16 protein-coding genes are annotated in these 14132 nt (G+C 59.1%); 8 read left to right on the top strand and 8 right to left on the bottom strand.

What is annotated here, in order from left to right:
* Positions 1 to 6: 6 nt before the first annotated feature.
* The 4 genes from AACY50_RS10635 (at position 7) to rlmF (ending at position 5054) form a co-directional block, all read left to right on the top strand.
* Positions 7 to 435 carry a DNA polymerase III subunit chi gene (locus AACY50_RS10635; protein ID WP_221729919.1) on the top strand — a complete coding sequence of 143 codons (429 nt, stop codon included), beginning with the start codon at positions 7 to 9 and terminating at the stop codon, positions 433 to 435.
* An 8-nt stretch (positions 436 to 443) separates the two neighbouring features.
* Positions 444 to 839 (top strand): DNA polymerase III subunit chi, encoded by a 396-nt coding sequence (locus AACY50_RS10630; protein WP_339432098.1) that lies wholly within the window; start codon positions 444 to 446, stop codon positions 837 to 839.
* A 201-nt stretch (positions 840 to 1040) separates the two neighbouring features.
* Positions 1041 to 3887 (top strand): valine--tRNA ligase, encoded by a 2847-nt coding sequence (locus AACY50_RS10625; RefSeq protein ID WP_339538540.1) that lies wholly within the window; start codon positions 1041 to 1043, stop codon positions 3885 to 3887.
* A 147-nt stretch (positions 3888 to 4034) separates the two neighbouring features.
* Positions 4035 to 5054, top strand: coding sequence for a 23S rRNA (adenine(1618)-N(6))-methyltransferase RlmF (gene rlmF, locus AACY50_RS10620; protein ID WP_339432096.1), 1020 nt, complete (start codon positions 4035 to 4037; stop codon positions 5052 to 5054).
* Positions 5055 to 5240: 186 nt separating this feature from the next.
* On the opposite strand, the gene AACY50_RS10615 is transcribed toward rlmF, so the two are convergent.
* A complete protein-coding gene (locus AACY50_RS10615) occupies positions 5241 to 5522 on the bottom strand; it encodes an HU family DNA-binding protein (protein ID WP_003221909.1) in 282 nt (93 codons plus the stop codon).
* 396 nt (positions 5523 to 5918) lie between these two features.
* Here AACY50_RS10615 and yejK point away from each other — a divergent pair, with 396 nt between their 5' ends.
* On the top strand, positions 5919 to 6923 hold the full coding sequence (yejK, locus tag AACY50_RS10610) for a nucleoid-associated protein YejK (RefSeq protein ID WP_339432095.1): 1005 nt from the start codon (positions 5919 to 5921) through the stop codon (positions 6921 to 6923).
* A complete protein-coding gene (locus AACY50_RS10605; protein WP_339432094.1) occupies positions 6923 to 7273 on the top strand; it encodes a glutaredoxin family protein in 351 nt (116 codons plus the stop codon). Before yejK ends, AACY50_RS10605 begins: the two co-directional genes overlap by 1 nt.
* Positions 7274 to 7321: 48 nt before the next feature.
* Here the strand turns inward: AACY50_RS10605 and AACY50_RS10600 are convergent, their stop codons facing one another.
* The 5 genes from AACY50_RS10600 to AACY50_RS10580 all read right to left on the bottom strand — a co-directional run bounded on the left by AACY50_RS10600 (position 7322) and on the right by AACY50_RS10580 (position 11233).
* Complete coding sequence (locus AACY50_RS10600) at positions 7322 to 8257, bottom strand: glutathione S-transferase family protein (protein ID WP_339432093.1); 936 nt, start codon at positions 8255 to 8257, stop codon at positions 7322 to 7324.
* Positions 8258 to 8341: 84 nt separating this feature from the next.
* Positions 8342 to 8644, bottom strand: coding sequence for a GIY-YIG nuclease family protein (locus AACY50_RS10595; protein WP_339432091.1), 303 nt, complete (start codon positions 8642 to 8644; stop codon positions 8342 to 8344).
* Positions 8645 to 8683: 39 nt separating this feature from the next.
* Entirely contained in the window at positions 8684 to 9154 is a 471-nt protein-coding gene (locus AACY50_RS10590) for a nuclear transport factor 2 family protein (RefSeq protein WP_339432090.1), read from the bottom strand.
* A 143-nt stretch (positions 9155 to 9297) separates the two neighbouring features.
* Entirely contained in the window at positions 9298 to 10584 is a 1287-nt protein-coding gene (locus AACY50_RS10585; RefSeq protein ID WP_339432089.1) for a CynX/NimT family MFS transporter, read from the bottom strand.
* A complete protein-coding gene (locus AACY50_RS10580) occupies positions 10574 to 11233 on the bottom strand; it encodes a FadR/GntR family transcriptional regulator (RefSeq protein WP_339432088.1) in 660 nt (219 codons plus the stop codon). Before AACY50_RS10580 ends, AACY50_RS10585 begins: the two co-directional genes overlap by 11 nt.
* Before the next feature lie 165 nt (positions 11234 to 11398).
* Here AACY50_RS10580 and AACY50_RS10575 point away from each other — a divergent pair, with 165 nt between their 5' ends.
* Positions 11399 to 11710 carry a type II toxin-antitoxin system MqsR family toxin gene (locus AACY50_RS10575; protein WP_339494801.1) on the top strand — a complete coding sequence of 104 codons (312 nt, stop codon included), beginning with the start codon at positions 11399 to 11401 and terminating at the stop codon, positions 11708 to 11710.
* Positions 11707 to 12195, top strand: coding sequence for a type II toxin-antitoxin system MqsA family antitoxin (locus AACY50_RS10570; protein ID WP_339538539.1), 489 nt, complete (start codon positions 11707 to 11709; stop codon positions 12193 to 12195). Before AACY50_RS10575 ends, AACY50_RS10570 begins: the two co-directional genes overlap by 4 nt.
* 57 nt (positions 12196 to 12252) lie before the next feature.
* On the opposite strand, the gene AACY50_RS10565 is transcribed toward AACY50_RS10570, so the two are convergent.
* Positions 12253 to 13017, bottom strand: coding sequence for an amino acid ABC transporter ATP-binding protein (locus AACY50_RS10565; protein WP_221729932.1), 765 nt, complete (start codon positions 13015 to 13017; stop codon positions 12253 to 12255).
* A gap of 10 nt (positions 13018 to 13027) precedes the next feature.
* Positions 13028 to 14125: an amino acid ABC transporter permease gene (locus AACY50_RS10560; RefSeq protein ID WP_339432085.1), complete on the bottom strand. Its 1098-nt coding sequence runs from the start codon at positions 14123 to 14125 to the stop codon at positions 13028 to 13030.
* Positions 14126 to 14132 lie beyond the last annotated feature (7 nt).

The raw sequence follows: 14132 nt of genomic DNA, 5'->3' as shown, positions 1-14132 counted from the left end.
ACCGCAATGACCAAAGTCGACTTTTATATCCTGCCCAGCGCCGATCCTTCGGCTCGTCTGGACTTTGCCTGCAAGCTCACTGAAAAAGCCTGGCGCATGGGCCACCGCATCTACCTGCATTGCAGCGATGCCGCTCAGCGTGACGATCTAGATGCTCGCTTGTGGGCGTTCAAGGGCGAAACCTTCGTGCCCCACGGCCCGGCCGACAGCGAACCTGACGGTTTGATCGTGCTGGGACTGGGCGCTGACTGCGGCGAGCATCAGGACCTGCTGGTCAATCTCGACCTGAAAGTCCCGACTTTCGCCAGCAAATTCGCCCGGGTGGCGGAAGTGGTGGTGGAGGACCCAACCATACGGGCGGCTGCGCGGGAGAGTTTCCGTTTCTACCGCGAACAGGGCTATCCTCTGCAAGATCACCGTTTACAGCGACTCTGAGCATTGCGATGGACACTCCAAAACCGCAGCAAAAGTCCGCACACCTGCTGGACGATCTTGAATCAATCCGCCAGTTGCTCGGCGATGACAACCTGCAGCCACCGCTGCTGACCGACACGGTCGACGACGGTGAACAGGAACAGATTCCGATGTTGTTCGACTCAGCCGGCACCCAGCCGCCAGCCGTCGAACCGCCACCGGCTCCCTCTGCGACACCTGCCGCGCAACCTTCGGCGACCCTCGACAAAGGCCCGGATGCCCTGCTGCACCTGGACAGCGAACTGCGCGCCGCCGCACAGTTGATCATGCAAGACGTGATCGACGACTTCGCTCCCCACATCGAAACCGAGATCAAACGTCGCCTCGATGCGCGAATGGAACGGCTTTTGAGCCAATACGAATAACCACAAATCCCCTGTGGGAGCGGGCTTGCTCGCGAATGCGGTGTATCGGCCAGTGATGAGGGCGCCTGACACACCGCATTCGCGAGCAAGCCCCCTGTCACATTTGAAACGCACACCACCCTCCCCCGCTCGCCCTCGGCCCCATGCCCCGCTATACTTCCCGGCTTTTCCTGAATAAATGCCAATAGGGTCCCGCCGCGCATGGATAAGACCTACCAGCCGCACGCCATTGAAACTTCCTGGTACAACACCTGGGAGTCCGAGAACTATTTCGCACCGCAAGGCGCGGGCGATTCCTACACCATCATGATCCCGCCGCCGAACGTCACCGGCAGCCTGCACATGGGGCACGGTTTCAACAACGCGATCATGGACGCCCTGATCCGTTTCCGCCGCATGCAGGGTCGCAACACCCTGTGGCAGCCGGGCACCGACCACGCCGGTATCGCCACGCAGATGCTGGTGGAGCGTCAACTGGAAGCCACCGGTCAGAACCGTCATGACCTGGGCCGCGAAAAATTCCTCGAGAAAGTCTGGGAGTGGAAGGATCAGTCCGGTGGCAACATCAGCCGTCAGATCCGCCGCCTCGGCTCATCCGTGGACTGGAGCCGCGAGCGCTTCACCATGGACGACGGTCTCTCGGAAGCGGTCAAAGAAGCCTTTGTGCGCCTGCACGAGGACGGCTTGATCTACCGCGGCAAGCGTCTGGTCAACTGGGACACCAAGCTGCACACGGCGATTTCCGACCTCGAAGTGGAAAACCACGACGAGAAAGGCTTCCTGTGGAACCTCAAGTACCCGCTGGCCGACGGCGCGAAAACCGCTGAAGGCAACGATTTCCTGATCGTCGCGACCACCCGTCCGGAAACCATGCTCGGCGACTCCGCCGTCGCGGTTAACCCGAACGATGAGCGCTACAAAGCCCTGATCGGCCAGTTTGTCGAGCTGCCACTGGTTGGCCGCCGCATCCCGATCATCGCCGACGATTACTGCGATCCTGAATTCGGCACCGGTTGCGTGAAAATCACCCCGGCCCACGATTTCAACGACTACGAAGTCGGCAAGCGCCACAACCTGCCGCTGCTGAACATCTTCGACAAGAACGCCGCCGTACTGCCGGCCTGTCAGGTGTTCAACCTCGACGGCACGCTGAACGAAAGCATCGACGGCAAGATCCCGGCTGAATACGTCGGTCTCGACCGTTTCGAAGCGCGCAAACAAATCGTTGCTGCGTTCGACGCCGCCGGCCTGCTGGTCAGCGTTGACGACCACAACCTGAAAGTGCCCAAAGGCGACCGTTCGGGCACCGTGATCGAGCCGTGGCTGACCGACCAATGGTACGTTTCCACCAAGCCTTTGGCCGAGCCTGCGATTGCTGCCGTTGAAGACGGTCGCATCCAGTTCGTGCCGAAACAGTACGAAAACATGTACTTCTCCTGGATGCGCGACATCCAGGACTGGTGCATCAGCCGTCAGCTGTGGTGGGGCCACCGCATTCCAGCCTGGTACGACGAATCGGGCAAGGTCTACGTCGGCCGCGACGAAGCCGAAGTGCGCGCCAAGCACAACCTTGGCCCGGACGTGGCGCTGCAACAGGACAACGACGTGCTCGACACTTGGTTCAGTTCCGGTCTGTGGACGTTCTCCACGCTGGGCTGGCCTGAGCAGACCGAATTCCTGAAGAAATTCCACTCCACCGACGTACTGGTGACGGGTTTCGACATCATTTTCTTCTGGGTGGCCCGGATGATCATGATGACCATGCACTTGATGAAGAACGAGGACGGCACGCCGCAAGTGCCGTTCAAGACCGTTTATGTGCACGGTCTGGTGCGCGATGGCCAGGGCCAGAAGATGTCCAAGTCCAAGGGCAACGTCCTTGACCCACTGGACATCATCGACGGCATCGACCTGGAAACGCTGGTGCACAAACGCACCTCGGGCCTGATGCAGCCAAAACTGGCGAAGAAGATCGAGAAGCAGACCCGCGACGAGTTCGCCGACGGCATCGCCAGCTATGGCACCGACGCACTGCGCTTCACCTTCTGCTCGCTGGCCTCGACCGGTCGCGACATCAAGTTCGACATGGGCCGCGTCGAAGGCTATCGCAACTTCTGCAACAAGATCTGGAACGCCGCGCGTTATGTTCTGGACAAGGGCGAAGACTGCGGCCAGAACGGCGAGGCCTACGAGCTGTCGCTGGCGGATCGCTGGATCATCTCGCAACTGCAACGCACCGAAGCCGAAGTCACCCGTCAACTGGATCAGTTCCGTTTCGACCTCGCCGCGCAAGCGCTGTACGAGTTCATCTGGAACCAGTACTGCGACTGGTATCTGGAATTGTCCAAGCCTGTGCTGTGGGACGAAAACGCTCCGGTTGAACGTCAGCGCGGCACCCGTCGCACGCTGGTGCGCGTACTGGAAGTGGCGCTGCGTCTGGCGCACCCGTTCATGCCGTTCATCACTGAAGAAATCTGGCAGCGCATCGCGCCGCTGGCCGGTATTCAGGGCAAGACGATCATGCTGCAACCTTGGCCAGTGGCCAATGAAGAGCGCATCGATCCGGCTGCCGAGAGCGACATCGAGTGGCTCAAGGAGCTGATGCTCGGCACGCGTAACATCCGTGGCGAAATGAACATCGGCCCGGGCAAGCCACTGCCGATCTACCTGAAGAACGTCAGCGCCGAAGACCAGCGCCGTTTGACCGAGAACGAAGCGCTGCTCAAGAAGCTCGCGCGTCTGGAATCGATCACCGTTCTGGCCGCTGGCGAAGAAGCACCGCTGTCCGCCACCGCGCTGGTCGGCGAGATGGAAGTGCTGGTGCCAATGGCCGGCCTGATCGACAAGGCTGCTGAACTGGCGCGCCTGGACAAGGAAATCCTGCGCCTGCAGGGCGAAGTCCAGCGTGTTGGCGGCAAGCTGTCCAACGCAGGTTTCGTCGACAAGGCCCCGGCCGAAGTCATCGACAAGGAACGCGCCAAACTGGCTGAAGCGGAACAGGCTTTGGGCAAGTTGGCTGAGCAACGCGCGCGGATTGCCAGTTTGTAACGGCACATCGCAATGAAAAAGGGAGGCCACATTGGCCTCCCTTTTTTATTTCTGCAGCACGATACCCCTCCCACAGTTTGAACGGTGTTGTCTTTAGATGTGGGACAATAGCCGCCACTTTCAGCCATACCCGAATCGACCACACCCATGAACGCCCCCCGCCCCCCGAAACCTGCGCGCAAGAAGCCTGAATCCGCGACCCCGGCCAAAGCCGTTGAGCCGCGTGAAAAGGCCAGCCTGCACCCGCGCAATCGCCATCAGGGTCGTTACGACTTCCCGGCACTGATCAAAACCACGCCGGAACTGGCGAAGTTCGTGATCATCAACCCGTACGGCAAGGAAAGCATCGACTTCGCCAATCCCGATGCAGTGCGCGTGTTCAACCGGGCGCTGCTCAAGTCGTTCTACGGCATTGAGCATTGGGACATTCCGGCGGACTACCTCTGCCCCCCGGTGCCGGGCCGTGCCGATTACGTGCACTTCCTCGCTGACCTGCTGGCCAGCATGAACGACGGCAAGGTGCCACGCGGTGCGATCGTCAACGTGCTGGACATCGGCATGGGCGCCAACTGCGTTTATCCGCTGATCGGCAACAGCGAATACCGCTGGCACTTCCTCGGTTCTGAAATCGATCCGACCGCCGTGGCGGCTGCCAAGGCTATCGTCCAGTCCAACGACCTGAACAAGGTCATCAAGCTGCGCCAGCAGGAGAACCGCAAGCACATCCTGATTGGTCTGCTGGAGCCGGGTGAGCGCTTTGACCTGACCATGTGCAACCCGCCGTTCCATGCCTCGATGGATGAAGCGACCAAGGGCAGCGAGCGCAAATGGCGTGCGCTGGGCCGCGCTGATCCGAAACGCAAATTGCCGGTGCTGAACTTCGGCGGCCAGTCGGCGGAGTTGTGGTGTGAGGGCGGCGAAGCACGCTTCGTGACGCAACTGATCGCCGAGAGCGCGAACTTCCAGCACAAAGTGCTGTGGTTCAGCACCCTTGTTTCGAAAGCCTCGAACCTGCCCGCCATAGAGACAGCGCTGAAAAAGGCCGGCGCGCTGGAAAGCCAGGTGGTGGAAATGTCCCAAGGGCAGAAACAGAGCCGCTTCGTCGCGTGGACCTTCCAGACCAAATCCGAGCAGCAGATCTGGCGCCGCGAGCGCTGGACGCGCTAACACTGCTCTACTTGCGGGAGCGGGCTTGCTCGCGAATGCGGTGGATCAGTCAATAAACATGTCGACTGACACTGCCCTTTCGCGAGCAAGCCCGTTCCCACATTTGATTTATGGTGTCAGTAAAAAACGGACACAAAAAAACCGTGCCCGGATTGCTCCGGTGCACGGTTTTTTTATCGCTGCGTCTTACTTGTTCACAGCGTCGGTCAGGCCTTTGGCCACAACCAGCTTGATCACTTTCTTGGCAGGGATTTCGATGGCAGCGCCAGTCGAAGGGTTACGGCCAGTGCGGGCAGGACGCTCGGTCACTTTCAGCTTGCCAATACCTGGCAAGGTGATTTCGCCGCCGTTTTCCAGCTGATCAGCAACGATTTGGCCCAGTTGGTCCAGAGCGTTACGCGCGGTGGTTTTCGGCGCGTCGATAGCTTCAGCGATGTCGGCGATCAGTTGGTCTTTAGTAAGAGCCATGTAGTGTTCCTTCCCTATCAAATTCATATGGATTGCAGAGTGCAGTGTCAGCCATCGAGCCCGATCTTCTGGATCTGGCACCCTCGGCGATAACCACGACGAGTCGGGGTTATAGATACCGAAATCAGGGTTTGGTTCGACCTGACAAATGCTGAATGCACGCTTAACGCAGTGACTTCGCGTAAGACCGGGCAAAACTAGCACAGAGGCGGGGAAATATCCGCTTCTAGCTACCCATTTGGTCAGCTTTATTGCTCTAAATCGGCAAAAAACTGCATAACCACCTTCGAGCCCCCCGGTTTTGCCCTTCAGCCCGCGCCAAAACCAGTGGTTGCGGTACACTGGGCGCTTTTTCGGGGGAGCCTGCCCTCCTCCCTTCCAACAGCCGAGAAGCCCATGCCGATCCGTCATTGCATCGTCCACCTGATCGACAAAAAACCCGACGGCACGCCCGCAGTTCTGCACGCCCGTGACTCTGAACTGGCTGAGTCCGCGGCCATCGAGAACATGCTCGCCGACCTCAACGAGAGCTATAACGCCAAACAAGGCAAAGCCTGGGGCCTGTTCCATCCGGAATCCGGTGCATTCCCGTTCAGCGGCTGGCTGAAGGAATACATGGAGGGCGCTCACGACTTCACCGCGTTCAGCAAAGTCGCGGTCGAACATCTGCAAAAGCTGATGGAAGAGTCGAACCTGTCAGTCGGCGGCCACGTGCTGTTCGCCCACTACCAGCAAGGCATGACCGACTACCTGGCCATCGCCCTGCTGCACCACAGCGAAGGCGTGGCGGTGACCGATGAGCTGGACGTGACGCCGTCGCGCCACCTCGACCTCGGTCAACTGCACCTCGCGGCGCGGATCAACGTCTCCGAGTGGCAGAACAACAAACAGTCCAAGCAGTACATCTCGTTCATCAAAGGCAAAAACGGCAAGAAGGTCTCGGAATACTTCCGCGACTTCATTGGCTGCCAGGAGGGCGTCGATGGCCCGGGCGAAACCCGCACCCTGCTCAAGGCGTTCAGCGACTTCGTCGAGAGCGAAGACCTGCCGGAAGATTCGGCCCGAGAGAAAACCAAGACACTGGTGGATTACGCCAGCAGCCAGGCCAAGCTCGGCGAACCGATGGGCCTGGAAGAGCTGTCGGAGTTGATCGACGAAGAACGTCCGAAGGCCTTCTACGATCACATCCGCAACAAGGATTACGGCCTCTCGCCGGAGATTCCGGCAGACAAACGCACCTTGAATCAATTCCGCCGTTTCACCGGCCGCGCCGAGGGCCTGTCGATCAGTTTCGAAGCGCACTTGCTGGGCTCCAAGATCGAGTACGACGAAGAGGCCGGCACCCTGGTCATCAAGGGCCTGCCGACGTCGCTCACCGATCAGCTGAAGCGCCGCAACTGATGCTCGCCAATGTACTGAAGAAGGTCGCGCTGGTTCTGCTCGTGGTGGTGGTCTATCAGAACTGGGGCAAGATCGAGCGGGTTTTCAATCCGTCACAAATGGTTTCCGAGCAGACCCGTGCCAGTGCCCATGTCGTGCTGTATGCGACCGACTGGTGCGGCTACTGCAAGCAGACCAAGCGCTTTCTCGACAGCAAGGGCATTGCGTTCAAGGAATTCGATATCGAGAAGGATGCCGAAGCGCGCAAGGCGTATGAGGCATTGGGTGGGCGCGGGATTCCATTGATCGACGTGAATGGCACGTTGATTCGCGGATTCGACCCGGACGAAATCCTCGCTGCCCTGAAATGAATGTGGGAGCAAACGCGCTCCCACGGGTTTTGCAGATGACGGGGTGAATCAGCGCGCTTCGATACGGAAACCCAAGCGTGGGAAGTGCACATGCACCACACCAGCGCGTGGGTCTTCGCGACGAAGGATCAACTCTTCACTGCCTGCAAACAACAACTCCCCAACCACCGGATCAACCCCGTAATCCGTCGCGGCAATTGCCACTGGCTGCCCGGCCTTGAAGCCGTTCGGGTCTTCGAATTGCTCACTTGGCAACGCTTGTGGCGTCGAGTTACGTGCCACCTCCAGCGCCTCCTCGGCCGTCATCTCGCTCGCGGCGCCATGGCCAAAGCCCAATACGCGGCCCACCCATGCTGACACCGCCGGATACTCATCCACCAGCGGCGCGGTGACAGGCGTCGCCTTGAGGAACCACATCGGGTGCACCAAGGCGAAGTCAGCAATCGATGGCTCACCAAACAGATAGTCACCCTGCTCGCGCAGCAACTGCTGCTCCAGACGCGCCATGATCGTCGGCCATTGGTGTTTGGCCAGTTCGGTGGACAAACGCGTAGCACTGCCACCGCTGAACAACCCGGCACGGTCTGCCAGAAAGGCCTTGATGGCTTCCGGCGGCAGTTTGCCGAAACACACCGCCACCGATTCAGGTTGAAACACCAGGCTGACCGCATGTTGGAATACCACCGAATCCGCCCATCCAGCGAAACTGGCGGTAATCATTTCCTGACCTTCAGGGAAAAATGCCGGCAGGGCTTTCTCCTGCTCCAGACGACGGGCGATCAGCGAAGTGTCGCAGTAGATGTCAGCGCCAATCTGCAGCACCGGCGTTTTACGGTAACCACCGGTCAGGGCCGTCAGGTCAGGCTTGGGCATCACCGGCGAAATATGCACCGAGCGCCACGACAAGCCTTTGAACCCCAACAGCAGGCGGGCCTTTTCGGCAAATGGGGAGGTCGGGTAATGATGCAGAATCAACTCGGACATGCTCGGCTCCGCCGCTCAGATAGTAAGCAGGCAGCTTAGCGTGCATTGGCTTGGCAACCTACAGGTCTGGCTGATAGGAACCAATCAGTCAGACTGATAAGACGCCACCAGGCATTCCTTGGCGCTTTTTTTGAGCTTTTTGATCAACCGCTCCTGGCGCAACGCATCGCTTTTATCGCGGCACAGCTCGGTATAAACCAGCGCCATGGCCGGGCTGGAGAGGAAGAATCGCGCGCCTTTGCCACTCTGATGCTTGGCAAAACGGCGCACGGGATCATCGCTGATCCCGCAATACAACGAACCATTGGCGGCGCGCACGAGGTAGACGAACCAGGACTTGCTCACCGGCTCGCCAACATCGACAGATTTTTCGCTAAGGTTGGTCACTTTGGGATTTAGGCGTGTAGAAAACAGGCGGCGATCTTATCAGCGACCAGCCTGAAATGCCTTCAGTCCCTTCAGCGCCTGGGCGCGCACGGCGTTGCGCACCAGCGGCGTCCAGCCCAGCAGCAAGCCTTTGAAGCCCAGCGCCTGACGTGACCAGCGCCACAGGTCGAAGTGGTCGTGGTGTTCGCAGATCTTGCCGTCGCGAAATACGAAGCGCGCCTGGATATCGTTGACCACGACATTGCCGGTCTGGCTGAACAGGTAGGTCGCGACCCAGTGCGCGCCACCGCTGCGCTCATCGGCGCGAACGTTGTCGAAGGTCAGGGAGAAGTCTTTGGCCCGCGTGGTGAGCATGCGCCACATGTCGCCGGCATCGCGCCCGCGCAGTTCGCCGAAGGCCGGATCGCTGAACACGACGTCATCGGTGTAACACGCGGCCATGGCGTCGGCATCGAGGTTCTCAAAGGCCTGGTAGAACCGGGTGATCAGCGCGGCGTGGGCTTCACTCATGGGCAAACTCCAAAAAATGGACAGATTGCCAGTACGATAATCCGCAAAGTGCGCAAACACTATCGGCATTCGTAAACCGAATACCCGCAGCACACAAAACCTATGTGCGAGCCTGCTCGGTTCCACATTTGAAATCAGCGCATTCAGATTTTTTCGCTTGTGACCTGAACGTACAACGCACGACCGGCCCCCAGGCCGGCGAGGATCGCGCCACAGCCAATGATGCCGAAGATCCAGCCCAACGCATTCCAGCCGCCGGTCCAGTCATGCACCACACCGACCGCGAACGGCCCCATCGACGCCAGCGTGTAGCCGAAGCCCTGGGACATGCTCGACAGATTCGCCGCTACATGAGCATCCCGCGAGCGCAACACAATCAACGTCAACGCCAGACTGAACGTACCGCCCTGCCCCAGCCCCAGTAGAATCGCCCAGCCCCACAGGCCTTCGATCGGTGCATACAGGCAACCGAACAAACCGCCGAGGGTCAGCGCCATCACCACCACGATGGCCAGACGCTGATCCTTGCCACGGGTCGCCAGCCAGGGCGCGGCCAGCGAACTGGCGAGCTGGATGATCACCGAGCCGGACAGCACCAGGCCGGCCTGAGTCGGTGTCAGCCCACGACCGATGAGGATCGAGGGCAACCAGCCGAAAACGATGTAGGCCAGCGACGATTGCAGGCCCATGTACAAAGTCACCTGCCAGGCCAGCGGGTCACGCAGCAAACCACGCACGCGGTAGGCGACGTTATGCGCACCGTGTTTGCGCCCGACTTGCGGCAACCAGAAGACCGCGGCGACCAGCGCCGGAATGACCCAAAAGCCCAGGCCCATGGTCCAGTTGTGACCCAAGTGTTCGCTCAGCGGCACGCTCGAACCTGCCGCCATTGCTGCGCCCAGGCACAAGGCCATGGTGTAGACACCGGTCATGGTGCCGGCGTGTTTGGCGAAGTCGCGTTTGACGATGCCTGGCAGCAAAACGCCGATGATGCCGATGCTGGCGCCGCCCAATACGCTGCCGGCGAACAAGCCGATCTCGCCAAAGTTGCTGCGCAAAATGATCCCGCCAGCCAGTGTCAGCAGAATCCCCAGCACCACCCGTTCTGCACCAAAACGCCGCGCCAGAATCGGTGCCAGCGGTGCAAACAATCCGAGGCAGAGCACCGGCAGCGTGGTCAGCAAACCCGCCTGCGCCGCCGACAGCCCGAGGCTTTTGGAAACATCGCTGAGCAACGGTGCCATGCTCGACAGCGCCGGGCGCAGGTTCAGCGCCACCAGAATCAAGCCCAGCAGCAACAGCCACGGCCGACGTACCAGGGGGTGGCTTTGTTGCACCTGCTCGTCATCGGCCTCGGCGTCGATCAGCAGCTCTTCAAGTTCGGCTGTTCGCTTGGGAGCGGACAGGTTTATTTCGCTTTCAAGATTCATTGATCAACTGCCTCGATATGGCTTTGGCCCGCTCCGGGTCACGTCGCTCGACCGCATCGAGCAATTCGATGTGCAGATCGAACACTTCCTGACGACGCGGGGAGATGTTCAGGGTCTGGCGCAATTGCGCGCCGACGATGCTGGAAAAATAGCGATACAGCTCGCTGAGGGTCGGGTTGTGCGCGGCGTCCACCAGCCGACGATGGAACACCAGATCGCAGGCAATGTAGGTATCGAGATCGCCGTGGTAATGGCTGCCGCTGGTGCCAAGCGCCTCGCGCAATGCGACGAGGTCTTCGTCGCTGCGGCGCAACGCCGCCAGACCAATGGCCTCGACCTCAAGGATGTGCCGGGTTTCCCGGGCCTGCTCCAGTGAGCAGCGCGACAGCGCCTTGAGCGTGTCCATCGGGTCGACCACCGCGCGCAAATAACTGCCGTCGCCCTGACGGATTTCGATCAGCCCGGAAAACGCCAGCACGCGCATGGCTTCACGCACGGTGTTACGACTGATGCCCAGTTCGGCGCACAGCTCAGGTTCGGTGGGCAGACGCTCACCGACCTGCCAGACGCCGCTGTTGATACGCTGGCGAAGCTGATCCAGGGCCTGATCGACCAGGGATCGTTTGATGAGTGGAGAAATATCTGACATAGGATTCGCCCTTTCATCCAATCATAGGATGAATTTTCTGACATGTTAGTCAGACCCTTGTGGGACGGCAACCACCTAGGGTCAATCGGAGACACATGGAGCGGCATTTTCGATTGGTGAAATTACCCTTTAAGGGTAATTTTAGGGACAGGGTTTTGCTTTCTTATGGAAAAGAACACACCCCATTACGACGTGGCGGTGATTAAGGCGGATGTCGTGCGACGCGGCAAAGAAGCCTTCACCCGACGCGCGCTGGAGACTGGCAGGGAAATGGGCATGTCATATGAATCAATGACGCATATCGTCTGCTCGCTTGAGCGGCGCATGCTTTACAAATCCATGACGTCCTACGCCAACCATCGCAACTGGCACGACGTTTATCACACCTCGTTTCGTGGTTTGGAGATTTACATCAAAGTGACTTACTGCTCTGGCGGTGGGCCCCCGGGAATCTCCTTCAAGGAGAAAAACACATGAGCAAAAGACCGTGCATCAGTTGCGGCACCGAAGACGGAATGAGTCATTTTCGAAATCGCAGTCTCACCGTCAATTACAAACAGTTTTCGCGGCTCGTGCACACTCTTGCCGGTTGGGAGTGCAGGGCTTGCGGTGAAATCATTTTTGACAACGACACCGACAGCGCTGAACGCTACGTGGATGCCGGGGATCGTTTGCTCGAAGACTCCCTTCGACTTATTGGCACCGAGATGAAACGCATCCGACTTAAGCTTCATCTCACCCAAAGGAACGCGGTGAAGTTGTTATCGGGTGGAGGACACAATGCATTTTCACGCTACGAGCGGGGCGAGCTTGCTCCTCCTCAACCGCTGCTCACCTTGATGCAACTACTGGATCGCCACCCGCATTTGTTGGCCGACGTACAGGCAGTCAATCAAGGTAACGATCTCAAGCAGCTAATGGCTGCGCGTTACCCAGAACACGAACCTGTATTGACCTCCTGACCCCGGACAAAATAAACCCGGAACTCAATCCGGGTTTAATTCAATGCCTGGACTCGATCAATGCAAAATCTGACTCAAGAACAGCTTCGTCCGCTCATTCTGCGGATTATCGAAGAAGTCGTTCGGCGCAGCCTGCTCTACGATCTCGCCCTTGTCCATGAAGATCACGCGATTGGCCACGGTACGGGCGAAGCCCATTTCATGGGTCACGCAGAGCATGGTCATGCCGTCTTCGGCGAGGCCGATCATGGTATCCAGAACTTCTTTCACCATCTCTGGATCGAGCGCCGAGGTCGGTTCGTCGAACAGCATGATTTTCGGCTTCATGCACAGGGCGCGGGCGATCGCCACACGCTGCTGCTGACCGCCGGACAATTGCCCCGGAAATTTATGCGCCTGTTCCGGAATGCGTACGCGCTCCAGATAATGCATGGCGATTTCTTCGGCCTTGCGCTTGGGCATCTTGCGTACCCACATCGGCGCCAGGGTGCAGTTCTGCAAAATGGTCAGGTGCGGGAACAGGTTGAAGTGCTGAAACACCATGCCGACTTCACGGCGGATCGCTTCGATTTGCTTGAGGTCGTTGGTCAGCTCTACGCCATCGACAACAATGCGGCCCTGCTGGTGTTCTTCCAGGCGATTGAGGCAACGAATGGTGGTCGACTTGCCGGAACCCGACGGGCCGCACAGGACGATACGCTCGCCCTGCTTGACGTTGAGGTTGATGTCCTTGAGCACGTGGAACTGGCCGTACCACTTGTTGACGCCCTGCATCTGAATGATGCCTTCAGGGCTCACAGGCTTTTTGCTTGCTTCAGTCATTACACAACTCCTAACGCTTGTGGCCAGTGTCGAGCTTGCGTTCCAGGTGCATGGAATAGCGCGACATACCAAAACAGAAAATCCAGAACACCAGGGCGGCGAACACGTAGCCTTCGGTGGCCATGCCCAGCCATTTTGGATCGGCAGCGGCTTGCTTGACGCTGTTGAGCAGGTCAAAGAGGCCGATGATGATCACAAGGCTGGTGTCCTTGAACAGCGCGATGAAGGTGTTGACGATCCCGGGAATCACCATTTTCAGGGCTTGGGGCAGGATCACCAGGCCCATCGCTCGCCAATAACCGAGGCCCATCGCCGAAGCGGCTTCGTACTGACCTTTGGGGATCGCTTGCAGACCGCCGCGCACCACTTCAGCGACATAGGCTGACTGGAACAGGATCACGCCGATCAGCGCCCGCAGCAGCTTGTCGAAGTTCATGCCTTCAGGCAGGAACAGCGGCAGCATCACCGAAGACATGAACAGCACCGTGATCAACGGCACGCCGCGCCAGAACTCGATGAAGGTCACGCAGACCACACGAATCGCCGGCATATTCGAACGACGGCCCAGTGCCAGAATGATCCCCAGTGGCAACGCACCGGCAATACCGACGGTGGCGATCACCAACGTCAGCATCAGACCACCCCATTTAGGCGTCGGGACGTTGATCAGGCCGAAGAGTCCGCCGTGCAGCAGAAAGTAGGCAATGATCGGGTACAACACCAGAAAGCTCAGCCCGTACACCGCTTTACGCGGAAAACGCGAGATGAACAGCGGTGCCGCGCCAATGACCGCCAGCCATACGGTCAGATCCACCCGCCAGCGCAAGGCCGTCGGGTAATAGCCATACATGAACTGGCCAAAACGCTGCTGAATGAACACCCAGCAGGCGCCGTCCTTGGTGCAATCGGCGCGAGTGGTGCCGACCCAATTGGCATCGAGAATCGCCCAACTGAGAATCGGAGGAACCACCAGATAGATCAGATAGAACGCAAACAGGGTCAGCAGGGTGTTGAGCCAGCTGGAGAACATGTTCGCGCGCATCCATGCAATCACACCGATGCTACTGCTCGGTGGAGGCATGTCGGGTTTGAAAGTATGAGTACTCATGCGCTTT

The organism is Pseudomonas sp. RA_15y_Pfl2_54 (assembly GCF_963971015.1).
Lineage (GTDB): Bacteria > Pseudomonadota > Gammaproteobacteria > Pseudomonadales > Pseudomonadaceae > Aquipseudomonas > Aquipseudomonas baetica_A.
The sequence above is the reverse complement of the archived record's forward strand: the minus strand, read 5'-3'. Positions and strand labels throughout refer to the sequence as shown.